The organism is Stutzerimonas sp. R40042, from assembly GCF_026642215.1.
GTDB classification, from domain to species: domain Bacteria; phylum Pseudomonadota; class Gammaproteobacteria; order Pseudomonadales; family Pseudomonadaceae; genus Stutzerimonas; species Stutzerimonas frequens.
The window spans coordinates 2,774,008-2,796,134 of sequence record NZ_CP113258.1; the positions used below are offsets into that span (position 1 = coordinate 2,774,008).

The window sequence follows — 22,127 nt, forward strand, 5'->3', positions numbered from 1 at the left end:
AGTCATGCCCGGTCCTCCTGCAAACGCCAAGCAATGATAACGGCTGCGGCCAACGCCGCCAGACTGGCGATGGCGAACGACCAGCCCGGCCCCAGGCCAGACCAGGCGTAGCCTGCGTAGAGCGCACCCAGTGCTCCACCGATGCCGGACAGGCTGGCATACAGCGCCTGGCCCTGGCCCTGCTGGCGATGGCCGAAACTGCGCTGGACGAAGTGAATGGCGGCGGCGTGGAAACTGCCGAAGGTCGCCGCATGCATCAGCTGCGCGATCAGCAGCACGGCCAGGTGCTCGGCGAACTGCCCGAGCAATACCCAGCGCAGGGCGGCGATCAGGAAACTGGCCAGCAGCACCTGGCGCAGCGAGAAGCGCTCGAGCAGACGTGCCATGACCAGGAACAGCAGGATTTCCGCGACCACGCCCAGCGCCCACATCAGCCCGATAAAGCTGCGGCTGTAGCCCAGTGCTTCCAGGTGGATGCTGAAAAAGGTGTAGTACGGCCCATGGGCCAACTGCATCAACGCCACGCAGCCGTAGAAGGCCAGTACCCCGGGTCGGCGCAGTTGAGCGAGAAACCCGCCCTGCCCGTCCGACTCGGCGCGCTGGCGCGGCTGCGCGTTCGGGACCCAGACACTGCTCAGCACGATGCCCAGCATCACCGCGGCGACCGCGGTCGGATACAGGTCCAGACTCAACCGCTGGAACAGCAGCCCAAGCCCCACCACCGCCAGGATGAAGCCGATGCTGCCCCACAACCGTACCTGGCTGTAGCGCTCGGGCTGCTCGTGCAGATGCGCCAGGGTGATGACCTCGAACTGCGGCAGCACCGCGTGCCAGAAGAACGCATGCAGGGCCATCACCAGCGCCAGCCAGGCGAAGCTCTTGTCGAAGAAGATCAGGCCGAAGGACAGCAGCGTGCACAGGGCGCCGAGGCGGACGATCTCCAGCCGGCGGCCGCTGACGTCGCCCAGCCAGCCCCAGAGGTTCGGCGCCAGACAGCGCATCAACATCGGAATGGCGATCAGCTCGCCGATGCGCTCCGGCGAGAAACCCAGATGATCGAAGTACAGGCCGAGAAACGGCGCCGTGGAGCCGAGCAAGGCGAAGTAGAAAAAATAGAAGCCGGACAGGCGCCAGTACGGCAACGGAGCGTTCATACGCGGCAGGCTTCAGGCCACAAGCGGAGGCGACGAAGCCAACCGCGTGCGGCTCGCAGCGTGTCGATTGCTGGTCAAAGCTGGCCCAGCACCGGCGTCGTCACCTGCACATCGGCGTTCTGTCCACGGTGGCGCAGCAGGTGATCGAGCAGCACGATGGCCATCATGGCCTCGGCGATCGGCGTGGCACGGATGCCGACGCAGGGGTCGTGGCGACCCTTGGTGATCACGTCCACCGCCTCGCCGTTCACGTCGATGGAGCGACCGGGCGTGGTGATGCTGGACGTCGGCTTGAGCGCCAGATGGGCGACGATCGGCTGACCCGAGGAAATGCCACCGAGGATGCCGCCGGCATTGTTGGACAGAAAGCCCTGCGGGGTCAGCTCATCGCGATGCTCGGTGCCACGCTGGGCGACCGAGGCGAAACCGGCGCCGATCTCCACGCCCTTGACCGCGTTGATGCTCATCAGCGCGTGGGCCAGCTCGGCGTCCAGGCGGTCGAAAATCGGCTCACCGAGGCCCGGCGGCACGCCCTCGGCGACCACGGTGATCTTCGCGCCCACCGAATCCTGGTCACGGCGCAGCTGGTCCATGTAGGCCTCCAGCTCCGGCACCTTGTCCGGGTCGGGGCTGAAGAAGGCGTTCTGCTCGACGCTGTCCCAGGTCTTGAACGGGATTTCGATCGGCCCGAGCTGGCTCATGTAGCCACGCACCTGGATGCCCAGGGTCGCCAGGTACTTCTTGGCGATGGCGCCGGCAGCCACGCGCATGGCCGTCTCGCGCGCGGAACTGCGGCCACCGCCACGGTAGTCGCGCAGGCCGTACTTATGGTGATAGGTGTAATCGGCATGGGCCGGGCGGAACTGGTCCTTGATCGCCGAGTAGTCCTTGGACTTCTGGTCGGTGTTGCGGATCAGCAGGCCGATCGGGCAACCGGTGGTCCTGCCTTCGAACACACCGGAGAGAATTTCCACCTCGTCGGCCTCCTGGCGCTGCGTGGTGTGCCGGCTGGTACCCGGCTTGCGGCGGTCGAGGTCGCGCTGCAGGTCTTCCAGCGACAGCTCCAGCCCGGGCGGGCAACCGTCGACGATGGCCACCAGCGCAGGACCATGGCTTTCGCCGGCAGTGGTGACGGTGAACAGCTTGCCGTAGGTATTGCCGGACATGCAGGACGCTCCGCGATCGACCGAAAAACAGGGGCCAGAAGTATACCTGAGGCCGCTACGGTGTCATCGCTCCTGTTGCCGGCGCATACTGACCTTTGCGTCGATTGCCGCGTCCAACCTGCTCCGTGATCAACGAAATCCTTTCATGCGTGCCCTGCTGATACTGCTGCTACTGACCATGTCCCCTTCTTTCCTGCAGGCGCAGACCCTGCTCAACCAGACCATGAACCTGGATACCGGCAGCGGCGTGCTGCAGGGCAGTCTGTTGCTGCCCAAGAGCGACCAGCCAGTACCGGTAGCGCTGCTGATCGCAGGCTCCGGCCCGACCGACCGCGACGGCAACAACCCGGCCGGGCGCAACGACAGCCTCAAACGCCTGGCCCAGGGCCTGGCCAAACTGGGCGTGGCCAGCCTGCGCTACGACAAGCGCGGCGTCGGCGCCAGCCTGGCGGCCGCAGCGGACGAGCGCGAGCTGAGCGTCGAGGGCTATGTCAGCGATGCGCTGGCCTGGAGCGCGAAGCTCAAGGGCGATCCCCGTTTCGGCCAGTTGATCCTGATCGGCCACAGCGAAGGCGCGCTGATCGCCAGTCTCGCCGCGCCGAAGTCGGGCGCCGCGGCGCTGATCAGCCTCGCCGGCAGCGGCCGGCCGATCGACGAGGTGCTGCGCGAGCAACTGCAGGGCCGCCTACCACCAACACTGCTCGCCACCAGCCATTACCTGATCGACGAGCTCAAGGCCGGCCGAACCCACGCCGAAGTGCCGGAGCCGTTGCAGGTGCTGTTCCGTCCCAGCGTGCAGCCGTACCTGATTTCGCTGTTCGCCTACGACCCGGCCGAGGTCTTCGCGGCCGTCGAGACACCCGCGCTGATCATCCAGGGCCGCCACGACATCCAGGTCGGCATCGAGGACGCCGAAGCCCTGCAGCGTGCCAAGCCCGACGCCGAACTGGCGCTGATCGATGGCATGAACCATGTGCTGCGCATCGTGCCGGCGGATGCGCAACAGCTGGCCTCCTATGACGACCCCGATCTGCCGCTCGCCTGGAGCTTGCAGGAACGTATCCGGCGCTTCCTAGAGGCCAATGGCATCCTGCCAGCCTCCAGTTAGGCGCCGCGCTGCCGATAGCCCGCATGACGAGGGCCCGATTGGCTCCTGAACGAGCCGCCGCGCAGGCCCAGGAACGCGCAGATGACCGACAGCGAAACCATCCAGAGCACTGAAAAAGACCAGCCAGCAGCGCCGAAGCATCCGTGGGCGGAGCTCAAGCCCGACCGCTTCCGCCTGCTGCGCCTGGCGCCACTGCCCACCGAACGCGACGGCGGCGCACGCCCGCTGCGCTTCGTCGAGCTGGCGCAGCTGGAACGCCACACACCCGAGCAGAGCCTGCTGCGGATGTTCATCAACATTCCGGGGCAGGTGCGCTCGCGCAAAAGCAACGTGCTGGAGGTATGGGCCGATCACCGCAGCAAGGAACTGCGCTTCGGGCCGGACAGCGGGTTGCAACTGGAACCGGCGAATCGTGGGCTCGGCCGTTTCCTGCTGGCTCAGGGCGCGGCCTGGGCGCAGAAGCGCTGGGGTCACTACCTGGTCGAGGGCGGCTCATTACCCAAGGATGTGACGAGCGATGATCAGCGCCTGCGCCGCGACCACTGCCTGCGGACCCAGGGCTTCGATGTCGACTACCCCAAGGATCAGGCGGGCAAGGCGAGCTACGGCGCGCCGCGGGTCAGCAGCCTGCGAGCGGACTGGAACGGCGAGAAGGTCCAGGTCGTCGAGCTGCAGGAGGCAGCGGCCATGCTGGAGCAGGCCGACCGCAACCTGCAGGCGCAGGAAAACCAGATCCGCGATCTGCAGGAGCGAATCGCCCGCTTCCGCCGTGAGGACGGTGCGCTGCGATTCACTATCGTTTGCCTGATTGCGCTGGCGCTGTTCCAGGCCGGCCTGCTGATCTGGATGGCGACCCGCTAACCAGTCACCACCAGTGCTCGACTTGCACGCCGAAATTCGAGCCGTGGCGGGCATTGCCGAATGCGCCAGTGTCCGACAGCGCCGAGCCTTCGGCCATCAGGTTGGCCGCACGCTGCGCCGCTTCGTTCCAGCTGGCGTACGTGTAATACAGGCGGAATTCCGGACGTGCCCAGAAGCCCGGGCCAGACGGTGACCAGGTCGGCGCAATGGTGAACTTGCTCAGCTTGCGCGTGCCGTCGGTGGCGTCGATCTGGTCATGGCCAACCTCGGCAACGAGCTTGAACTGCTCGCTGAAGGCATAGACCGGACGTGCGCCTACCGACCACCAGTCCTGGTCACCACCGTCATCGCGCTTGTCCTTCTGGTAGACCACCTGGAATTGGCCGCCGAAGCGCGGCGTCACCTGCCAGTCGAAGTACTCAACCACCCGCCAGCTCTTGGCGCTGTCGTCCAGCGTAACGTCGCCGGTGTAGCCGAGGCCGGTGCCCGGGCCCTCGCCGTACTGCAGCGCCAGGGTGTTCTTGCCGCCGAGGAAGTCGGCCTGCACATGCTGCACCGTCACCGCCCAACCGCTGTTGGCATCATCACGGCTGGGCTTGTCGAGGTAGCTCAGGCCGAACTCCAGCTCGCCGCCGGGATTGCTGTCGAAGCCGCCAACGTTGAAGTCGTGACGAGAGACGTACTCCTTCTGGAACACGCTGTCCTTGCGCGAGAAGGCATAGCTGTACTTCAACCCGCCGATCTCCATGTCCTCTACGCCGGCGCCGGTGGCGCTCTGGTTCCAGTAGTAGAAATCGGAGATGTGGATGTCGTTACGCTTGTAGAAACGACGGCCCGCCCATAGCGAGCCGTTGTATAGCGCCGGCACCTTGCTCCACTCGGCATAGGCCTGGACCATCCGTGCCCAGCCGTGGTCGCCGGTGAACTCCGGCGTGTGGTTGTACTGGTTGTACAGCGCCGCCATGCCTTCCAGGCTCAGCACCGAGCCATCGGCGAAGGTGTAGAGGTCCTGGCGCAGATCGAGCTCGGCGTATTGCTCGCACTCGTTACCCAGACGGTACTTGCTCGGCGCACCGGGCAACTGGAAGCAGGACTGCGAATCGCTGTTGACCGATTCGCCGACCCCGCTGCGCATGTAACCGGTGAACTCCAGGGCATGGGCGCCGAGAGGCAGGCTCAGACCCGCAATGGCGCTGGCAACGCCCAGGGCTGTCAGTGTTTTTTTCATATCCACTCCGCTTTTGTTGTTATTGATCGCTGGATCGAGCCAGTCGGCTCTGTTCATTCCTGTAACCGTCCACTTTCATCGACCGCCTGCTGGCAAGGCAGGCGGCAGTTCACTGCGCTGTGCCCGCTCCGTTGGAAACCAGCCGGGTGACCTTGCTCTCGCGCACCGGCTCCGGCTGCGCAACGCCAAGCCGCTCGCCGGTCTGCGCGTCGAAGAGCAGCGCCTTGCGCGGCTCGAACTGCAGATTGAGCGTCTCCCCCACCCGCGGAGCCTGGTCCGGCATCAACCGGCAACAGGCCTTGACCTGATTCAGCGTGAACACCACCAGGGTGTCTGGCCCGGTGGGTTCCACCACTTCGATGTCGACCGCCAGCGAAAAATCAGCTGTTCCGACTCCGGCGAGGCCGATCTGTTCAGGGCGAATGCCGAGGATGAGTTCGCGATCACGCAGACCCTCGTCGGTGGTAATCGGCAGCGGCAGCTCACAACTGCCCTGTTCGCTGTTGAGCACCCCTACCCAGCGCCCGTCACGCTGGCGAATGCGCAGCGGCACGAAGTTCATCGGCGGCGAGCCGATGAAGCTGGCGACGAACAGGTTGGCCGGGTCGTTGTAGATTTCGTGCGGCGTACCGAACTGCTGGATCACACCATCCTTCATCACCGCGACCTTGTCGCCGAGGGTCATCGCCTCGATCTGATCGTGGGTGACGTACACCGTGGTGGTCTTCAGGCGCTGGTGCATCAGCTTGATCTCGGTGCGCATCTCCACCCGCAGCTTGGCGTCGAGGTTCGACAGCGGCTCGTCGAACAGATAGATCTTCGGCCGCCGTGCCAGCGCCCGACCCATGGCCACGCGCTGCTGCTGGCCACCGGACAGCTGCGACGGCTTGCGCTCGAGCAGCGGCTCGATCTGCAGCAGCTTGGCGACCCGCGCCACCTCCTCCTCGATCTTCGCCGCCGGCACCTTGCGCATCTTCAGGCCGAAGGCGATGTTGTCGCGCACGCTCATGGTCGGATAGAGCGCGTAGGACTGGAACACCATGGCGATGTCGCGATCCTTCGGGCTGGCCTGGCTGATGTCCTCGCCGTCGACGAGGATCTCGCCGCCGGTGATGTTCTCCAGCCCGGCGATGCAGTTCATCAGGGTGGATTTGCCGCAGCCGGAGGGGCCTACGAGGATCAGGAATTCACCGGCATCGATCTTCAGCGCGATGTCCTTCAGCGTTGCGATCTGGCTGTTGCCATAACTCTTATGAACGTTGCGCAGTTCCAGGGAAGCCATCGTTATTCTCCTCAACCCTTGACGGCGCCGGCAGTCAGCCCGCGCAGGAAGTACTTGCCGGCGATCACGTAGACCACCAGCGTGGGCAGACCGGCGATCATCGCGGCGGCCATGTCGACGTTGTATTGCTTGGCGCCGGTGCTGGTGTTCACCAGGTTGTTCAGTGCCACGGTGACCGGCTGGGTATCGCCGCTGGCGAACACCACGCCGAAGAGGAAGTCGTTCCAGATCTGGGTGAACTGCCAGATCAGGCAGACCATGATGATCGGTACCGACATCGGCAGCAGGATGCGCCCGAAGATAGTGAAGAAACCGGCACCGTCCAGCCGCGCCGCGCGCACCAGCGCATCCGGCACGCTGACGTAGAAGTTGCGGAAGAACAGCGTGGTGAAGGCCAGCCCGTAGACCACGTGGACCAGCACCAGGCCGGTGGTGGTATTGGCCAGGCCGAGCTTGCCGAGGGTGAAGGACGCCGGCAGCAGGATCACCTGAAACGGCAGGAAGCAGCCGAACAGCAGCAGACCGAAGAACAGCTGCGAGCCGCGGAAACGCCACATCGACAGCACGTAGCCATTGATGGCACCGAGTGCGGTGGAGATCAGCACCGCCGGAATGACGATCTTCACCGAATTCCAGAAGTAGCCACCAACGGCATCCCAAGCGGTCAGCCAGCCCATGCCGGTGAACGCCTCCGGCCAGCTCAGCAGGTTGCCGGTGCGGATGTCTTCCGGCGTCTTGAAGCTGGTCAGCAGCATCACGATCAGCGGCACCAGATAGACGGCACAGGCCAGCAGCAGCGTGGCGTGGATGGTCAGGCGCCCAAGGGTCAGGCGCGGTTGCGCGAAGTCAGACATGGCGCTTGTTCCTCAGCTCGGAATACAGGTACGGCACGATGATTGCCATCACCGCGCCGAGCATCAGCATGGCGCTCGCCGCCCCCAGCCCCATCTGGCCACGGGTGAAGGTGTGCGTGTACATGAACATCGCTGGCAGGTCGCTGGAATAGCCGGGGCCGCCAGCGGTCATCGCCGCCACCAGGTCGAAGCTCTTGATCGCAATGTGGGCAAGAATCATCAGCGCACTGAAGAACACCGGGCGCAGGCTCGGCAACACGATGCGCAGGTAGATGGTCGGCAGGCTCGCGCCGTCCACCTGGGCGGCGCGAATGATCGACTGATCGACGCTGCGCAGACCGGCCAGGAACAGCGCCATGACAAAGCCCGAGGCCTGCCACACGGCGGCGATCACCAGGCAATAGATGACCCGATCCGGGTCCACCAGCCAGTCGAAGCGAAAGCCCTCCCAGCCCCAATCGCGTAGCAGCTTGTCCAGCCCCAGGCCAGGATTGAGCAGCCACTGCCAGGCGGTGCCGGTGACGATCATCGACAGCGCCATGGGGTACAGGTAGATGGTGCGGATCAGCCCCTCGCGGCGGATGCGCTGGTCCAGCAGCACGGCGAGCACCACGCCAATGAACAGGCTGATGGCGATGAACAGGCCGCCGAATACCAGCAGGTTCTGGCTCGCGACCCACCAGCGATCGTTGTCCCACAGGCGCTCGTACTGTTGCAGACCGGCCCATTTGTAGCTGGGCATGAAGCGTGAGTTGGTGAACGAGAGCAGGAAGGTCCAGCCGATGTAGGCATAGAAGCCGACCAGCACGATCAGCATGCTCGGCGCCAGCACCAGCTTCGGCAGCCAGCGCTGCAGGGCGTCGAGCGACGAGGCCTTGGCGGGCCTGGCTTGAAGCGCGATGGAGCTCATGGGTGTGATCCCTCATGGAAATCCGGGATGTCGGCGCCCGCAGCACATGCCGAAGCAGGTACCGGGACGCACGTTTCGGGAACCGGGCGGAGCGATCCGCCCTGGGCGCTACTGCACGGCCTGGATTGCCGCCGCCAGTTGCTTGGCCGCCTTTTGCGGGTCGGCCTTGGGGTCGTTGAAGAAGTTGGTCACGACATCGAACACCGCGCCCTGCACGTAGCTCGAAGCGGCCATGCCGTGGGTCAGGCTGGGTTGCAGGCCACTACCCTGGGCCGCCGCCTTGAAATCCTTCATCGACTGCTGGGCGCAGGCGTCGAACTCGCTCATGTCCTGGTCCTGGCGAACCGGGATGGAGCCCTTGTTCTGGTTGAAGAAGGTCTGGAACTCCGGTTGCAGCACGGCGCGCGCCAGATCTTCCTGGGCCTTGCGGTTGTCATCGTCGCTCAGCTTGAACATCGCCAAGGAGTCGATGTTGTAGGTGAAGCTGCCCTGGGTGCCGGGAAACGGCAGGCACTGGTAGTCCTTGCCGGCGACCTTGTTGGCTGCGGTGAACTCGCTCTTGGCCCAGTCGCCCATGATCTGCATGCCGGCCTTGCCGTCGATGACCATGCCGGTGGCGCGGTTCCACTCGCGACCGGCGGCATCGGCGTCTATGTAGTCACGCAGTTTCTTCAGCGCCATGAACGCCTGGACCATCTTGTCGCCGGTCAGGGTGTCCTCGTCCAGTTCGACGAATGCCTTGTGATAATCCTCCGGCCCGAGAATGCTGAGCACGAAGCCCTCGAACACGGTGCCGTCCTGCCACGGCTGGCCGCCGTGGGCGACCGGCACGAAACCGGCGGCCTTGAGCTTCTCGGCAGCGGCGAAGAACTCGTCGAGGGTCTTCGGCGGCGTGGCGCCGGCCTTCTCGAACACCTCGGGGTTGATCCACAGCCAGTTGACCCGGTGCACGTTGACCGGCACGGCCACATAGGAGCCGTCGTACTGCATGATCTTGCTGACCTGCTTGGGCAGCAGCTCGTCCCAGCGCTCGGCCTTGGCGGTGTCGTCGAGGTTGGCGAGCAGACCGAGTTCGCCCCACTCCTGGATGTCGGGGCCCTTGATCTGCGCGGCCGATGGCGGATTGCCGGAAACGGCGCGGGTTTTCAGTACGGTCATGGCGGCCTCGCCACCACCACCGGCGACGGCGAAATCCTTCCAGGTATGGCCTTTCTGCTCGACCATCTTTTGCAGGGTGTCGGCGGCGCGCTTCTCGCCGCCGGAGGTCCACCAGTGCAGAACTTCGACCTCACCGGCGTGGGCGAGCAATGGCAGGGCAAGGGAAACGGAAAGAGCGAGACGATGGATCGCATTCATGGAGGAGTACCTTCTTGTTTTTATCCTGCAAGTCGTGGGTCGCTTGCGATGGACCGAGTCTATGCCCGGAAAAATGGACATTGGGTAACGAAGGGATAGTCGATGGTCACAGAGCCGTTACAAAGCCGCAGTGATCGTAACGAGGCGCACTGAGCCGGATCAGCGCGGTAGTGTGAGGGTCACCCTCAGCCCTCCCTGCTGCAGGTTGCGCATGCTCAGCTCGCCACCGTGGGCATGGGCGATATTACGCGCGATACCCAGCCCCAGGCCGTAGCCCTGCTGCTGGCCGGAGAGCCGTACATGGGGTTCGAAAACCTGCTCCAGGCGCTGCTCCGGCACACCCGGGCCCTCGTCGTCGACGTGCAGCACCAGCGCCTCTTTGCCGTCCTCGACGTGCAGGTGGGCGCGTTCGCCGTACTTCAGGGCGTTGTCCAGCAGGTTGCCGATGCAGCGCTTGAGTGCCAGCGGCTTGCCGGGGTAGGTCGCCAGCGCGCGTCCATCCAGGGTCACGCGGGTCTGGTCGCAGGCCTGGTAGGGCTCGACGATGTGTTCGAGCAGCAGATTGAGATCCACCGCCTCGATGTTCTCGTGGATATCGGTGTCCTTCACACACTGCAGGGCGCCCTTGACCAGCAATTCCAGCTCGTCGAGATCGCGGTTGAACTTGACTTGCTGGGCCTCGTCCTCCAGCAATTCGACCCGCAGACGCAGGCGCGTGATGGGCGTGCGCAGGTCGTGGGAGATGGCGCTGAACAACTGGCCGCGCTCGGTCAGATAACGGCTGATACGCTCGCGCATGTTGTTGAAGGCGCGGCTGACCTCGACGATCTCGCTGGCACCGATCTCGGCCAGCGGCCGCACTTCCCCTCCCACCGACAGCTCCCGCGCCGCCTTGGCCAGGCGCTTCAATGGCCGGCTCTGCCAGCGCACCAGCAGGCCGATGAACAGCAGCAGGAAGGCGCTGGTCAGCACGATGAACCACAGCTGCTGCACCGGCAGCCCCTCGTCTTCCAGGCTGACGTAGGGTGCCGGCATCAGCGAGGCGAGATAGAGCCACTCCTGCGGCGCGATCTGGATCTGCGTCACCAGCACCGGTGGCGCCAGCGGTTCGAAGCCCAGCGCGTAGTGGGCCCAGGAGCGCGGCAGCTCCTCGAGCTTGATGCCGCTGTTGAAGATGCGCAGATCGTCGGGGCTGACGAACTCGATGGTCAGGTCCACCGCGCCACCCAGACGCTGGCGCAGCACCTGCTCCACCTCGTGCAGCACCGCACGCTTGCGTGGCGTCTCCGGCAGGATCTTCATCTCCAGCGGCTTGTCGTTGAGCGAGACGAAGAAGCGCGTGCCGCCCATGCTGCGCAGCTGGTCGAGCACCAGTGGTCGGTAGCCGAGCGGCAGCGAACGGAAGTAGCTGACGCTCGCCCCCATCGACTGCGCCAGGCTGCGGGCGCTGGCCAGCAGCCCCTCCATCTGGCTGGCGCGCAGCTGCGATAGCCAGATCAGGCTCGACAGCCCTTGCGCCAGCAGCACCGCGAGCAGGGTCAGCAACAGCATGCGTCCGAGCAGCGAGCGCGGCACCAGCCGCAGGCGCCGCCGCTCAGTGCGCAGATTCATGGTGCGGCGTCACCTGGGTAGCCAACAAGTAACCGCTGCCACGTACCGTGCGGATCAGCCGCGGCGACTTGCCGGTGTCACGCAGGCGCTGGCGCAGGCGACTGACCGCCATGTCGACGATGCGCTCCAGCGGCATCACCTCGCGGCCACGGGTGGCGTTGGCGATGGTGTCGCGGTCGAGAATTTGCTGCGGATGATCGAGAAACAGCTTGAGCAGGGCGAAATCGGCACCGGAAAGAAAGACTTCCTCGCCATCGGCGTGAAACAGACGGTGGCTGATCATGTCCAGCCGCCATTCATCGAAAGCCAGCACGTCGCTGCCACGCTCCTGGGCGAAGCTGACCCGTCGCAGCAGGGCTTTGATCCGCGCCAGCAGCTCGCGTGGGCTGAACGGCTTGCCGAGGTAATCGTCGGCCCCGAGCTCGAGACCGACCACCCGGTCGGCCTCGTCGGAGCTGGCGGTGAGCATGATGATCGGCATCGAGGCCAGCCGTTCGTGCTGGCGAATCCAGCGGCAGAGGCTGAAGCCGTCCTCGTCGGGCAGCATCACATCGAGAATCACCAGATCAGCCGGTTCGGCGCACAGCGCGCTGCGAAACTGCGCGCCGTCCGGCACGCCGCGGACCTGAAAGCCCGAGCGGCTGAGATAGGTCTGCAGCAGTTCGCGGATTTCCTGATCGTCGTCGACCAGAAGGATGTTCTTACCTGCTTGGCTCACGTCACGTCCCTTTTCTTGTTGTTATCCGATCGCCCGTCGCCTTTCCCTGCCAGCCGGCTAGACGCCCTCCAGCAGCGATTGCAACGCCACGCCTGCGCCTTCCAGGCCCGGATAAGGCGCGGTCACCAGCCATACCGGCAAGCGATCGAAATAGCCACTCATATGGCCCTTCTCGCACAAGGCATCGCGAAAGCCGCTGTGCATGAAGAACTCGGCGAAGCGCGGTACCACGCCGCCGACGATATATACCCCGCCGCGTGCACCGAGCGTCAGCACGTTGTCGCCGACGATGCGTCCCAGCCAGCGGCAGAACTGCTCCAGCACGGCCACTGCGTACGGCTCGCCAGCCAGCGCAGCCTTGGTGATCTCGGCCGGAGAGTCGTGTTCGGCCGCTCGGCCATCCAGCGCGCAACAGGCACGATAAAGCGTCAGCAATCCCGGCCCACTGAGTACAGCTTCGGCATTCACGTGGCCCTGTGCGCGGTGCAGTTGCGTCCAGATCGCCGCCTCGCGCTCGCTGCCGATCGGCAGGCAGATATGCCCGCCCTCGCCCGGCAACGCGCGCCAGCCGCCACCGACCAGCGGCAGCAGCCCGGCAACCCCCAGCCCGGTGCCGGGGCCTATGACCAGACGCGGCCGGCCGGGTTCAGGCTCGCCCTCACGGACCGTGATGCGCTCGTCATCGCGCAGCCGGGTCATACCCAGGGCCATGGCGGTGAAGTCGTTGATCAGCAGCAGATCCTTCAGGCCCAGTTCGCGGCAGAACGCCTGTCGGCTCAGCTGCCAGTGGTTGTTGGTGAAGCGGAAGTGATCGCCACTCACCGGCCCGGCACAGGCCAGGCACACCGCTTCCAGCGCCTCCAGCGGCTGGCCCACCTCGTCGAGGTACGCGCGAATGGCCAGCTCCGGCCGCGCATGGTCTGCGGTGGGCAGCACCCGGACCTGCTCGATCCGCTGATCGCGCCACAGCGCGAAGCGTGCATTGGTACCACCGATGTCGCCAACCAGCGCTGTCTTCACTTGAGCGCCTCCAGACTCTCGGTGAATGCGCTGGCGCCCTGCTCCGCCGTGCTGAACGAGGCGCGCATGAAGGCGAACAACTCGCGACCACAGCCGATGCCCATGTCTTCAGGGCGAATCTCCGGCTCCCGCGCGTCCCACTCGTCCGGATCGACCAGCGCCCGCAGCTCGCCGGTCTCGCCATCGACGCGGATGATGTCGCCATCGCGCACTCGCGCCAGCGGGCCACCATCCAGCGCCTCGGGGCAGACATGGATCGCCGCCGGCACCTTGCCGGAGGCGCCGGACATGCGCCCGTCGGTGACCAGCGCCACCTTGTAACCGCGGTCCTGCAGCACGCCGAGGAACGGCGTGAGTTTGTGCAGTTCGGGCATGCCGTTGGCCTTCGGCCCCTGAAAGCGCACCACGGCGACGAAATCGCGCTCCAGCTCGCCGGCCTTGAAGGCTGCTGCCAGCTCGCTCTGGTCGATGAACACCCGAGCCGGCGCCTCGACCACACGATGTTCCGGCGCCACGGCGGAGATCTTGGTCACGCCGCGTCCCAGGTTGCCTTCCAGCACGCGCAGGCCGCCCTCGGGCGAGAACGGCCGCTCGGCCGGACGCAGGATGGCTTCGTCGAGGCTCTGCGCCGGTCCGTCACGCCAGACCAGCTGATCACCGTCGAGGAACGGCTCCTGGATATAGCGGCGTAGGCCCTTGCCGACCACCGTGTGCACATCCTCATGCAGCAGCCCGGCGTCGAGCAGCGTGCGCACCATGAAGGGCACGCCGCCGCAGGCATGGAAATGGTTCACGTCGGCCTGGCCGTTGGGATAGACCTTCGCCAGCGTCGGCACCACCTCGGAAAGATCGGCCATGTCCTGCCAGGTCAGCTGGATGCCGGCGGCACGAGCGAACGCAGGAATATGCAGGGTGTGGTTGGTCGAACCGCCGGTGGCGTTGAGCGCGACCACCGAATTGATGATGGATTTCTCGTCCACCACCCGGCACAGCGGGAGATAGTTGCCCGACTGCGGAGTCAGGCGGGTGACCTGCCGCGCAGCTTCCCGGGTCAGGGCATCGCGTAGCGGCGTGTAGGGATTGACGAACGAGGAGCCTGGCAGGTGCAGGCCCATGATCTCCATCACCACCTGATTGGTGTTGGCGGTGCCGTAGAAGGTGCAGGTGCCAGGGCTGTGGTAGGACTTCATCTCCGACTCCAGCAGCTCCTCGCGGCTGGCCTTGCCTTCGGCGTAGCGCTGACGCACCGCGGCCTTTTCCTTGTTGGGGATGCCCGAGGGCATCGGCCCGCCCGGTACGAAGATGGTCGGCAGATGACCGAAGCGCAGCGCGCCGATCATCAGGCCTGGGACGATCTTGTCGCAGATGCCGAGCATCAGCGCAGCGTCGAACATGTTGTGCGACAGCGCGACCGCCGTGCTCATGGCGATCACTTCGCGGCTGGCCAGGCTCATTTCCATGCCCGCCTCGCCCTGGGTCACCCCATCGCACATCGCCGGGACGCCGCCGGCGTGCTGGCCGACCGAGCCGATCTCACGCAGCGCCTGGCGAATCATTTCCGGGAAGTGCTCGTAGGGCTGATGCGCCGAGAGCATGTCGTTGTACGCCGAGACGATGGCCACATTGGCCGAGTTCATCAGGCGCAAGCTCTGCTTGTCCTCGCCGGAATTGCAGCCGGCAACCCCGTGGGCGAAGTTGGCGCATTGCAGCTTGCCGCGCTGCGGCCCCTCGCTGGCGGCTGCAGCCATCATCGCCAGGTAACGCTCACGCGTCTTGCGGCTGCGCTCGACCAGGCGCTCGGTGACTTCCAGAACTCGCGGGTGCATGCCTCTCTCCTGCTGCGAAATTTTGTTCTTCGACAACCATAAACCATCCGGAGTCGGTTGGCGTTCGGACAGGACGCAAGGCCAATGGTTGCGCGCGCAGCCTAGCAACATGAGCGTTTCGCCAGCAGCGAGCGCTCTACGGGGTCGAGGCGGCCGTAATCCAGGTGTCGCACGAAACCGCGGCTATGGCGCCGGTGCTTCCTCGTCCGGGTCGATGTCCGCCGCTTGCGCTTCGAGCAAGTCATCGAAGTCGGTCTTGAGCCCCTGCTCCATGCCATCGAGTTCCGCCAGCAGGCTGCGGAAGCTGGTCTGCTCGCGCACAGGCGCCTGCGGCTCGTCCAGGGCCTCGTCGGCGCGGGCCTGCAGCGCGACCGGCACCGCGGCATCCTCGTCGTCCAGCACCGGGCGCAGTTCCGGTTCCATCTCGCGCAATACGGCGAGTGGCGGAAGCTCGTCGAGGTTCTTCAGGTTGAAGTGGTCGAGAAACTGGCGGGTGGTGGCGAACATTGCCGGCCGACCCGGCACGTCACGATGGCCAACTACGCGAATCCATTCGCGCTCCTGCAGCGTTTTGACGATCTGGCTGTTGACCGCGACGCCCCGGATGTCCTCGATCTCGCCGCGGGTGATGGGCTGGCGGTAGGCGATCAGCGCCAGGGTTTCCAGCAACGCACGGGAGTAACGCTGGGGGCGCTCTTCCCAGAGCCGGCCGACCCATGGCGAAAAGCGCTGGCGCACCTGCAAACGATAACCGCTGGCCACCTCCTTGAGTTCGAAGGCGCGGCCCTTGCAGGACTTGTCCAACACCTCCAGGGCCTTCTTCAGCTGCGCCGACGAGGGTCGTTCGTGCTCCTCGAACAGCTCGCCGAGGCGCTCCAGAGAGAGCGGCTTGCCGGACGCGAGCAGAAAGGCTTCGAGCAGCGAAGCGAGATCCTTGGGATCGGACAGGTCCACGGTTGACTCCTGCAATTGGCTATTCGGTTCGGCTGCGCACATGGATGGGCGCGAAGGGCTCGTTCTGCACCAGCTCGACCAGCGATTCCTTGATCAGCTCGAGTACGGCCATGAAGGTCACCACCACGCCCAGGCGCCCTTCCTCCACATGGAACAGCGCGACGAACGGGACGAATCCGCCTCCCTTCAGCCGCTCGAGCACCTCGCTCATGCGCTCGCGGGTCGACAGCGCCTCGCGGGTCACCTGATGGCTCTCGAACATGTCGGCACGGCGCAGCACCTCGGCCATGGACACCAGCAGTTCCTCCAGGCTTACATCCGGCAGCAGCTTGCGCGCGCGGGCATCCGGGGCGTCGAGGCGTGGCATCTGCAGGTCGCGGCCGACCCGCGGCAGCTCGTCCAGATCCTCGGCGGCGGCCTTGAAGCGCTCGTATTCCTGCAACCGGCGGATCAGCTCGGCGCGCGGGTCGTCTTCCTCTTCGGCGTCTTCGGCCGAGCGCGGCAACAGCATGCGCGACTTGATCTCGGCGAGCATGGCGGCCATCACCAGGTACTCGGCGGCCAGTTCCAGACGCACCGACTTCATCAGCTCGACGTAGCCCATGTACTGGCGGGTGATTTCCGCCACCGGGATGTCGAGGATGTCGATGTTCTGCTTGCGGATGAGGTACAGCAGCAGGTCAAGCGGGCCTTCGAAGGCTTCGAGAAAGACTTCCAGCGCATCCGGCGGGATATACAGGTCCAGCGGCAGCTCGGTCACCGCCTCGCCATAGACCAGCGCCAGGCGCAGCTGCTCGCCGGGCTGAGTCAGTTCGGGGCTCTGGGGTTCGGTCTGCATGATCATCCTCGAAGGCGGCGGGCGCGCGTCAGCGGTAGGTCAGGCCCATCGCCTGGCGGACTTCGATCAGCGTCTCGCGGGCTTCGTCGCGTGCGTGCTCTGCCCCCTCGGCGAGGATGCTGCGCACCAGGTCCGGATTCTGCTCGTAATCCAACGCGCGTTCCTGCAGCGGCGCCAGGTCCGCCTTGATCGAATCGATCAGCGGCGCCTTGCATTCCAGGCAGCCGATGCCGGCGCTGCGACAGCCCTGCTCGGCCCACTGGCACACCGCCTCCTCGGAATGCGCCTGATGCATCTGCCACACCGGGCAGCGCGTCGGCTCGCCGGGGTCGCTACGATGTACGCGCGCCGGGTCGGTGGGCATGCGGCGGATTTTCTCCTCGATCTCGTTCGGCGTGTCGCGCAGATAGATCCCATTGCTGTTGGACTTGGCCATCTTGCCGCCGTCGAGCCCGGACAGCTTGGGTGACTCGCCAAGCAGTGCCTGCGGCTCCGGTAACAGCAACTTGCCGCAGCCTTCCAGGTAGCCGAACAACCGCTCCTGGTCGCCGATGGTGATGGTCTGTTGCTCCTTGATCAGCGCACGGGCAGTGTTCAGTGCCTCGACGTCGCCCTGCTCCTGATAGCTCTTGCGCAGGCTGACGTAGAGCTTGGAGGTCTTCTTGCCGAGCTTGCGGATCGCCGCTTCGGCCTTGTCCTCGAAATCCGCTTCGCGCCCATAGAGGTGATTGAAGCGCCGCGCCACATCGCGGGCGAACTCGATATGCGGCAGCTGGTCCGCTCCCACCGGCACCAGCCCGGCACGGTAGAGCAGGATGTCGGCCGCCTGCAGCAGCGGGTAGCCGAGAAAGCCATAGGTGTCGAGGTTCTTGTCCTGCAGGCTCTGTTGCAGCTCCTTGTAGGACGGCACCCGCTCCAGCCAACCCAGCGGGCAGATCATCGACAGCAAGAGATGCAGCTCGGCGTGCTCGGGAACCTGGGACTGGATGAACAGCGTCGCCGAACTCGGACTGACCCCGGCCGCCAACCAATCCACCGCCATGTCCATCACGTTCTGCGAGATCTCGCCGGAGCATTCGTAGTCGGTGGTCAGCGCATGCCAGTCGACGATACAGAAGAAGCACTCGTACTCGTGCTGCAGCCTGACCCAGTTCTTCAGTACACCGTGGTAGTGGCCGAGGTGAAGTCGGCCCGTGGGACGCATGCCGGAAACCACGCGCCGCTGTGAATCCATGGAGCTCAAAAGGGTGTCCTTGGTTAATTGGCTTGCTTGGTAAGTTCAGTTGGTCAACGTTGGCATCCGAACTTGGCTCAACCCACTCACCGCACAGGCCAGATGTTGTACGGGCTCACTCGCCATCCAGGCTCAGGCCATGAAGGGTTCGGGATCGCCGCAGCCGACCCGCACCACCTCGGGCTGGTCATCGACCAGGCTGATTACGGTCGAGGCCTCCAGACCACCGTACCCGCCATCGATGATCAGGTCTACCTGATGCTCCAGCGCGTCGCGCATCTCGTACGGATCGCTCATTGGCAGCTCTTCGCCCGGCAGGATCAGGCTAACGCTCATCAGCGGCTCACCGAGTTCCTCCAGCAGCGCCTGGGCGATCGGCTGCGCGGGCACACGCAGGCCGATGGTGCGGCGCTTGGGATGCAGCAACATGCGCGGCACTTCGCGCGTCGCCGTGAGAATGATCGTGTAGGGACCGGGCAGATGCGCCTTGAGCAGGCGGAAGGCGGCGGTGTCGACCTTGGCGAACAGGCCCAGCTGCGACAGGTCGCGGCAGGCCAGGGTGAAGTTGTGCTTGTCGTCTAGCTGGCGCAGCCGGCGGATGCGCTCGATGCCGGCCTTGTTGCCCATCGAACAACCGATGGCGTAACTGGAATCGGTGGGATACACCACCACCCCGCCCTTGCGGATGATCTCCACGGCCTGCTTGATCAGGCGTGGCTGCGGGTTGTCCGGGTGGATCTGAAAGAACTGGCTCATGGGAACTCCCTGTTCAGCTGGCAGCAGGTAGGCGGCGCTCATGGTCGAAATGTCTCCAGAGTGGTGACAGATCCTCCGGCAGGTTGCGGTACAGCCCCAACTCGGACCAGTCGCCCGGCGCGTGGAAGTCGCTGCCCACAGTGGCCATCAGGCCGAACTCGCGCGCCAGGATCGACAGACCGCCAACCTGCTCCAGCGGCTGCATGCCATTGACCACCTCCAGCGCATGACCGCCGGCCTGGGCGAAATCGATCACCAACCGACGCCGCTTGCTGCGGGTGAAGTCGTATTGCCACGGGTGCGCCAGGCTGATCCAGGCGCCCGCCTCGCGCAAGGTCCGAACCGTCTGCTCGAGGCTCGGCCAATGCTGCTTGACGTCGCCGAGCTTGCCCGAGCCGAGCCACTTGCGAAACGCTTCGGCACGGTCGCGCACATGGCCGGCACGCACCAGGAACTCCGCAAAATGTGGGCGGGCCGGCGCGTTGCCGCTGTCACCCAGCTCCTGCTGGATCGCCCGAGCGCCTTCCAAAGCGCCCGGCATGCCCTTCGCTTCGAGCCGTTGAGCAATCTGCTCGGCCCGGCGCCAGCGCCCTTCGTGCAGCTGCGCGATCGCCTGCTGCAGTGCCGGCGCATCGGTGGTAAACCCATAGCCCAATACATGAATGGTAGCCCCGTTCCACAGGCACGAGAGCTCGATGCCATTGACCAGCTGCATACCCAGCGCCTGCGCGGCAGTCCGCGCCTCGGCGAGGCCGTCGACGGTGTCGTGGTCGGTAAGCGCCAGCAGCTGGACGCCGCGCCCGTGGGCGCGCTCCACCAGCTTGGCGGGCGCCAGCACGCCATCGGAGGCGGTGCTGTGGCAATGCAGATCGACGATCATCAGGTAGCGCACTCCAGTGAGGTGCTGGCACCTCGAAAAAAACTGTCCGAAAACCCAGCTCGAGCAAGACAGAGCGGGCGAACGGCTGGCTAGTCTAACGCCGCGCCGGGGCTTTGGCTCGCGCCAACGGTGCCCGCCCCTGGGAAACCTTCTGCTTCGACAGCCGATGGCGCTTGCCGTGCGATGCGTCGTCGGTCTCGGCAGTTTCCCGCCAGGCGCCGTTTGCTATGATGCCGCGCTGCCGGCCTGCGGACGTCAACGCCGGGCTCGGCACACGCCCGCGCTGCCCGGCGTGGATGCAAATTTCCCTTTACCGCCGCAACCCACGCGAACGAGGAACGACCATGCTGTACGCCGTTATCGCCACCGACGCACCGAACTCCCTGCAGGACCGCCTCGCCACCCGCCCGGCCCACTTGGCGCGCCTGGAACAGCTGAAGAACGAGGGCCGCCTGGTGCTCGCCGGCCCGCACCCTGCGATCGACAGCAACGACCCGGGCGAAGCCGGTTTCAGCGGCAGCCTGGTGGTCGCCGAGTTCGATTCGCTGGAAGCCGCGCAGCAGTGGGCGGACGCCGATCCATACAAGGCCGCCGGCGTTTACGTGAATGTGGTGGTCAAGCCCTTCAAGAAAGTGCTGCCCTGAGCCGACACAGCGGGGATAGCGAATCCGCCCGGCCGTTGGGCTTCCACGGCCTCGTAAGGAAATAGGAGTTCCGATGCGTCAACGACCGCTTTCCCTGCTGCTTGCCCTGATCCTGCTGGCGCCAGCGCTGCAGGCTGAAGAAGTGCCAACCGAGCCGGCCCTTCCGGCTTTGGAAACCACCGAGCCCGACGAATCCGCGCCGGCCGAGGCGCAGCAAACCGACCCCACCCCCCAGGCGGCACGCCTGGCCAGCGATACCACCGAGGCACTGCTGCTGCGCCTGCGCGAGGAAAACCGCCGACTGCGCATGCAGCTGCAGGCCGAGCAGTCGAAGGTTCTGCCGGCGCTGCTGAACGAGCAGCAGCAATGGTTCGCGGTAGGTGGAGCCGTCGGTGTCAGCAGTTTCGTTCTGGGTCTGCTGGTGACGCGCAGCCGGCGTCGGCGCCAGTGGCTCAACTGAGTACAGGCAAACATGAGCGAATTACTGCTTATCGATGATGACCAGGAATTGTGCGAGCTGCTGATCAGCTGGCTCGCACAGGAGGGCTTCGTCGCCCGCGCCTGCCATGACGGGCAGAGCGCGAAGCAGGCGTTGGCGCAGCACCAGCCCGCCGCGGTGGTGCTGGACGTGATGCTGCCGGACGGCAGCGGTCTCGAACTGCTCAAGCAGCTGCGTAGCGAACATCCGGAACTGCCGGTGCTGATGCTGTCGGGCCGGGGCGAACCGCTGGACCGCATCCTCGGACTCGAGCTCGGTGCCGACGACTATCTGGCCAAGCCCTGCGACCCGCGTGAACTGACCGCGCGCCTGCGCGCCGTGCTGCGCCGCAGCCAACCGGCGGCGCAGCCCAGCCAGCTCGAGCTTGGCGACCTCAGCTACAGCCCAGCCCGCGGCGTTGCCAATGTCGGAGGGCATGACATCAGTCTGACGCTGTCCGAAGGCCGCATCCTCGAGGCGCTGCTGGCCCAGGCCGGCGAGCCGATCGACAAGCAGGCCCTTGCCCAGCATGCACTGGGTCGCAAGCTCACACTCTACGACCGCAGCCTGGACATGCATGTCAGCAACCTGCGACGCAAGCTGGGCCCACACACCGACGGTCGCCCGCGGATCGTTGCCCTGCGCAGCCGTGGCTATCTTTACTCGGCCTGATCGGCATCGGCTGATCGTCTTTACCGAGGCTTTACCCAGGGCTGACCGCCCTTGACCTTGCGCTACGTAGACTGAACTCATCCGGTCACCGAACAGCCACCAGCTTCTTCAATACCGCTGCGGCACGACCGGTTTCCATACATAGGAGAGCTCCTTCATGCGCAAGTCACTCGTAGCCCTGTTCATCGCCGCTGCCCTGCCGACCCTCGCCTTCGCCATGCCCGGCGGTATGCACGACGGCCCCCATGGCGGCCAAAGAGCCCCGCACATGTTCCAGGACCTGGACCTGACCAGGGAACAGCAGCGCGAAATGCGCAAGCTGATGGGCGAACAGATGAAGCAGCGCCAGGCGATCACCCAGCGCTACCTCGACAAGTTGCCGGAAGCCGAGCGTCAGGCCATGCAGAAGGATCTGGACGCCAGCCGCGAAAAGACCCACCAGAGCATGCGCGCGCTGCTCAAGCCGGAACAGCAGAAAGCTTTCGATGAAGGCCTGAAGAAAATGGAAGACAAGCGCGCCGAACGCGCCGAGTTCCTCAAGTGGAAGGCCGAGCGCGATCAGAAGAACTGATCCGCG

22 protein-coding genes are annotated in these 22,127 nt (G+C 65.3%); 6 read left to right on the forward strand and 16 right to left on the reverse strand.

Annotated elements, in window-relative coordinates; genetic code table 11:
• Nucleotides 1-2 precede the first annotated feature (2 nt).
• Both OUY36_RS12995 and aroC read right to left on the reverse strand, forming a co-directional pair.
• On the reverse strand, nucleotides 3-1,154 hold the full coding sequence (locus tag OUY36_RS12995; RefSeq protein WP_267934585.1) for an MFS transporter: 1,152 nt from the start codon (nucleotides 1,152-1,154) through the stop codon (nucleotides 3-5).
• Between the two features lie 74 nt (nucleotides 1,155-1,228).
• Entirely contained in the window at nucleotides 1,229-2,320 is a 1,092-nt protein-coding gene (aroC, locus tag OUY36_RS13000) for a chorismate synthase (protein ID WP_156243934.1), read from the reverse strand.
• 145 nt (nucleotides 2,321-2,465) lie between these two features.
• Between aroC and OUY36_RS13005 the strand changes: the two genes are divergently transcribed.
• Both OUY36_RS13005 and OUY36_RS13010 read left to right on the forward strand, forming a co-directional pair.
• Complete coding sequence (locus OUY36_RS13005) at nucleotides 2,466-3,428, forward strand: alpha/beta hydrolase (protein WP_267934587.1); 963 nt, start codon at nucleotides 2,466-2,468, stop codon at nucleotides 3,426-3,428.
• A gap of 81 nt (nucleotides 3,429-3,509) precedes the next feature.
• Nucleotides 3,510-4,289 carry a hypothetical protein gene (locus OUY36_RS13010; protein ID WP_226687054.1) on the forward strand — a complete coding sequence of 260 codons (780 nt, stop codon included), beginning with the start codon at nucleotides 3,510-3,512 and terminating at the stop codon, nucleotides 4,287-4,289.
• Between the two features lie 4 nt (nucleotides 4,290-4,293).
• Here OUY36_RS13010 and OUY36_RS13015 read toward each other — a convergent pair whose 3' ends face one another.
• The 14 genes from OUY36_RS13015 to OUY36_RS13080 all read right to left on the reverse strand — a co-directional run bounded on the left by OUY36_RS13015 (nucleotide 4,294) and on the right by OUY36_RS13080 (nucleotide 19,756).
• Nucleotides 4,294-5,517, reverse strand: a complete 1,224-nt coding sequence (locus OUY36_RS13015; RefSeq protein ID WP_102840307.1) for a maltoporin — start codon at nucleotides 5,515-5,517, stop codon at nucleotides 4,294-4,296.
• A gap of 109 nt (nucleotides 5,518-5,626) precedes the next feature.
• A complete protein-coding gene (locus OUY36_RS13020; protein WP_267934589.1) occupies nucleotides 5,627-6,799 on the reverse strand; it encodes an ABC transporter ATP-binding protein in 1,173 nt (390 codons plus the stop codon).
• 11 nt (nucleotides 6,800-6,810) lie between these two features.
• Nucleotides 6,811-7,653, reverse strand: a complete 843-nt coding sequence (locus OUY36_RS13025) for a carbohydrate ABC transporter permease (RefSeq protein ID WP_102840305.1) — start codon at nucleotides 7,651-7,653, stop codon at nucleotides 6,811-6,813.
• On the reverse strand, nucleotides 7,646-8,563 hold the full coding sequence (locus OUY36_RS13030) for a carbohydrate ABC transporter permease (protein WP_161612013.1): 918 nt from the start codon (nucleotides 8,561-8,563) through the stop codon (nucleotides 7,646-7,648). The genes OUY36_RS13025 and OUY36_RS13030 overlap by 8 nt, the downstream gene beginning before the upstream one ends.
• Nucleotides 8,564-8,671: 108 nt before the next feature.
• Nucleotides 8,672-9,919 carry an ABC transporter substrate-binding protein gene (locus OUY36_RS13035; protein WP_200629812.1) on the reverse strand — a complete coding sequence of 416 codons (1,248 nt, stop codon included), beginning with the start codon at nucleotides 9,917-9,919 and terminating at the stop codon, nucleotides 8,672-8,674.
• A 159-nt stretch (nucleotides 9,920-10,078) separates the two neighbouring features.
• Entirely contained in the window at nucleotides 10,079-11,530 is a 1,452-nt protein-coding gene (locus OUY36_RS13040) for an ATP-binding protein (protein ID WP_063540450.1), read from the reverse strand.
• Entirely contained in the window at nucleotides 11,514-12,248 is a 735-nt protein-coding gene (locus OUY36_RS13045) for a response regulator (protein ID WP_063540451.1), read from the reverse strand. Before OUY36_RS13045 ends, OUY36_RS13040 begins: the two co-directional genes overlap by 17 nt.
• A gap of 57 nt (nucleotides 12,249-12,305) precedes the next feature.
• Entirely contained in the window at nucleotides 12,306-13,268 is a 963-nt protein-coding gene (locus tag OUY36_RS13050) for a glucokinase (RefSeq protein WP_267930629.1), read from the reverse strand.
• Complete coding sequence (gene edd / locus OUY36_RS13055) at nucleotides 13,265-15,094, reverse strand: phosphogluconate dehydratase (RefSeq protein ID WP_267934592.1); 1,830 nt, start codon at nucleotides 15,092-15,094, stop codon at nucleotides 13,265-13,267. Before edd ends, OUY36_RS13050 begins: the two co-directional genes overlap by 4 nt.
• Before the next feature lie 183 nt (nucleotides 15,095-15,277).
• Nucleotides 15,278-16,048 (reverse strand): SMC-Scp complex subunit ScpB, encoded by a 771-nt coding sequence (gene scpB, locus OUY36_RS13060; RefSeq protein WP_110776605.1) that lies wholly within the window; start codon nucleotides 16,046-16,048, stop codon nucleotides 15,278-15,280.
• Nucleotides 16,049-16,067: 19 nt separating this feature from the next.
• The gene (locus OUY36_RS13065) at nucleotides 16,068-16,886 is read right to left on the reverse strand and encodes a segregation and condensation protein A (protein ID WP_267934595.1); all 819 of its coding nucleotides are present in this window, start codon (nucleotides 16,884-16,886) and stop codon (nucleotides 16,068-16,070) included.
• 28 nt (nucleotides 16,887-16,914) lie between these two features.
• Nucleotides 16,915-18,090 (reverse strand): tryptophan--tRNA ligase, encoded by a 1,176-nt coding sequence (locus OUY36_RS13070; RefSeq protein ID WP_267934597.1) that lies wholly within the window; start codon nucleotides 18,088-18,090, stop codon nucleotides 16,915-16,917.
• Nucleotides 18,091-18,252: 162 nt separating this feature from the next.
• Complete coding sequence (locus OUY36_RS13075) at nucleotides 18,253-18,876, reverse strand: L-threonylcarbamoyladenylate synthase (RefSeq protein ID WP_267934599.1); 624 nt, start codon at nucleotides 18,874-18,876, stop codon at nucleotides 18,253-18,255.
• 13 nt (nucleotides 18,877-18,889) lie between these two features.
• Complete coding sequence (locus tag OUY36_RS13080) at nucleotides 18,890-19,756, reverse strand: PHP domain-containing protein (protein ID WP_063540453.1); 867 nt, start codon at nucleotides 19,754-19,756, stop codon at nucleotides 18,890-18,892.
• A gap of 344 nt (nucleotides 19,757-20,100) precedes the next feature.
• Here OUY36_RS13080 and OUY36_RS13085 point away from each other — a divergent pair, with 344 nt between their 5' ends.
• The 4 genes from OUY36_RS13085 to OUY36_RS13100 all read left to right on the forward strand — a co-directional run bounded on the left by OUY36_RS13085 (nucleotide 20,101) and on the right by OUY36_RS13100 (nucleotide 22,121).
• On the forward strand, nucleotides 20,101-20,400 hold the full coding sequence (locus OUY36_RS13085) for a YciI family protein (RefSeq protein ID WP_003294265.1): 300 nt from the start codon (nucleotides 20,101-20,103) through the stop codon (nucleotides 20,398-20,400).
• Between the two features lie 73 nt (nucleotides 20,401-20,473).
• Nucleotides 20,474-20,860, forward strand: coding sequence for a hypothetical protein (locus OUY36_RS13090; protein WP_267934602.1), 387 nt, complete (start codon nucleotides 20,474-20,476; stop codon nucleotides 20,858-20,860).
• A gap of 12 nt (nucleotides 20,861-20,872) precedes the next feature.
• Nucleotides 20,873-21,550, forward strand: a complete 678-nt coding sequence (locus OUY36_RS13095; protein WP_125867838.1) for a response regulator transcription factor — start codon at nucleotides 20,873-20,875, stop codon at nucleotides 21,548-21,550.
• A gap of 157 nt (nucleotides 21,551-21,707) precedes the next feature.
• Nucleotides 21,708-22,121: a Spy/CpxP family protein refolding chaperone gene (locus OUY36_RS13100; protein ID WP_125867839.1), complete on the forward strand. Its 414-nt coding sequence runs from the start codon at nucleotides 21,708-21,710 to the stop codon at nucleotides 22,119-22,121.
• Nucleotides 22,122-22,127: the final 6 nt, after the last annotated feature.

What these genes read in the sequence shown, in the direction of transcription:
- OUY36_RS12995 (WP_267934585.1), bottom strand. Translation starts at nt 1,154, where the DNA reads ATGAACGCTCCGTTGCCGTACTGGCGCCTGTCCGGCTTCTATTTTTTC.
- aroC (WP_156243934.1), bottom strand. Translation starts at nt 2,320, where the DNA reads ATGTCCGGCAATACCTACGGCAAGCTGTTCACCGTCACCACTGCCGGC.
- OUY36_RS13005 (WP_267934587.1), top strand. Translation starts at nt 2,466, where the DNA reads ATGCGTGCCCTGCTGATACTGCTGCTACTGACCATGTCCCCTTCTTTC.
- OUY36_RS13010 (WP_226687054.1), top strand. Translation starts at nt 3,510, where the DNA reads ATGACCGACAGCGAAACCATCCAGAGCACTGAAAAAGACCAGCCAGCA.
- OUY36_RS13015 (WP_102840307.1), bottom strand. Translation starts at nt 5,517, where the DNA reads ATGAAAAAAACACTGACAGCCCTGGGCGTTGCCAGCGCCATTGCGGGT.
- OUY36_RS13020 (WP_267934589.1), bottom strand. Translation starts at nt 6,799, where the DNA reads ATGGCTTCCCTGGAACTGCGCAACGTTCATAAGAGTTATGGCAACAGC.
- OUY36_RS13025 (WP_102840305.1), bottom strand. Translation starts at nt 7,653, where the DNA reads ATGTCTGACTTCGCGCAACCGCGCCTGACCCTTGGGCGCCTGACCATC.
- OUY36_RS13030 (WP_161612013.1), bottom strand. Translation starts at nt 8,563, where the DNA reads ATGAGCTCCATCGCGCTTCAAGCCAGGCCCGCCAAGGCCTCGTCGCTC.
- OUY36_RS13035 (WP_200629812.1), bottom strand. Translation starts at nt 9,919, where the DNA reads ATGAATGCGATCCATCGTCTCGCTCTTTCCGTTTCCCTTGCCCTGCCA.
- OUY36_RS13040 (WP_063540450.1), bottom strand. Translation starts at nt 11,530, where the DNA reads ATGAATCTGCGCACTGAGCGGCGGCGCCTGCGGCTGGTGCCGCGCTCG.
- edd (WP_267934592.1), bottom strand. Translation starts at nt 15,094, where the DNA reads ATGCACCCGCGAGTTCTGGAAGTCACCGAGCGCCTGGTCGAGCGCAGC.
- OUY36_RS13065 (WP_267934595.1), bottom strand. Translation starts at nt 16,886, where the DNA reads ATGCAGACCGAACCCCAGAGCCCCGAACTGACTCAGCCCGGCGAGCAG.
- OUY36_RS13070 (WP_267934597.1), bottom strand. Translation starts at nt 18,090, where the DNA reads ATGCGTCCCACGGGCCGACTTCACCTCGGCCACTACCACGGTGTACTG.
- OUY36_RS13075 (WP_267934599.1), bottom strand. Translation starts at nt 18,876, where the DNA reads ATGAGCCAGTTCTTTCAGATCCACCCGGACAACCCGCAGCCACGCCTG.
- OUY36_RS13080 (WP_063540453.1), bottom strand. Translation starts at nt 19,756, where the DNA reads ATGATCGTCGATCTGCATTGCCACAGCACCGCCTCCGATGGCGTGCTG.
- OUY36_RS13085 (WP_003294265.1), top strand. Translation starts at nt 20,101, where the DNA reads ATGCTGTACGCCGTTATCGCCACCGACGCACCGAACTCCCTGCAGGAC.
- OUY36_RS13090 (WP_267934602.1), top strand. Translation starts at nt 20,474, where the DNA reads ATGCGTCAACGACCGCTTTCCCTGCTGCTTGCCCTGATCCTGCTGGCG.
- OUY36_RS13095 (WP_125867838.1), top strand. Translation starts at nt 20,873, where the DNA reads ATGAGCGAATTACTGCTTATCGATGATGACCAGGAATTGTGCGAGCTG.
- OUY36_RS13100 (WP_125867839.1), top strand. Translation starts at nt 21,708, where the DNA reads ATGCGCAAGTCACTCGTAGCCCTGTTCATCGCCGCTGCCCTGCCGACC.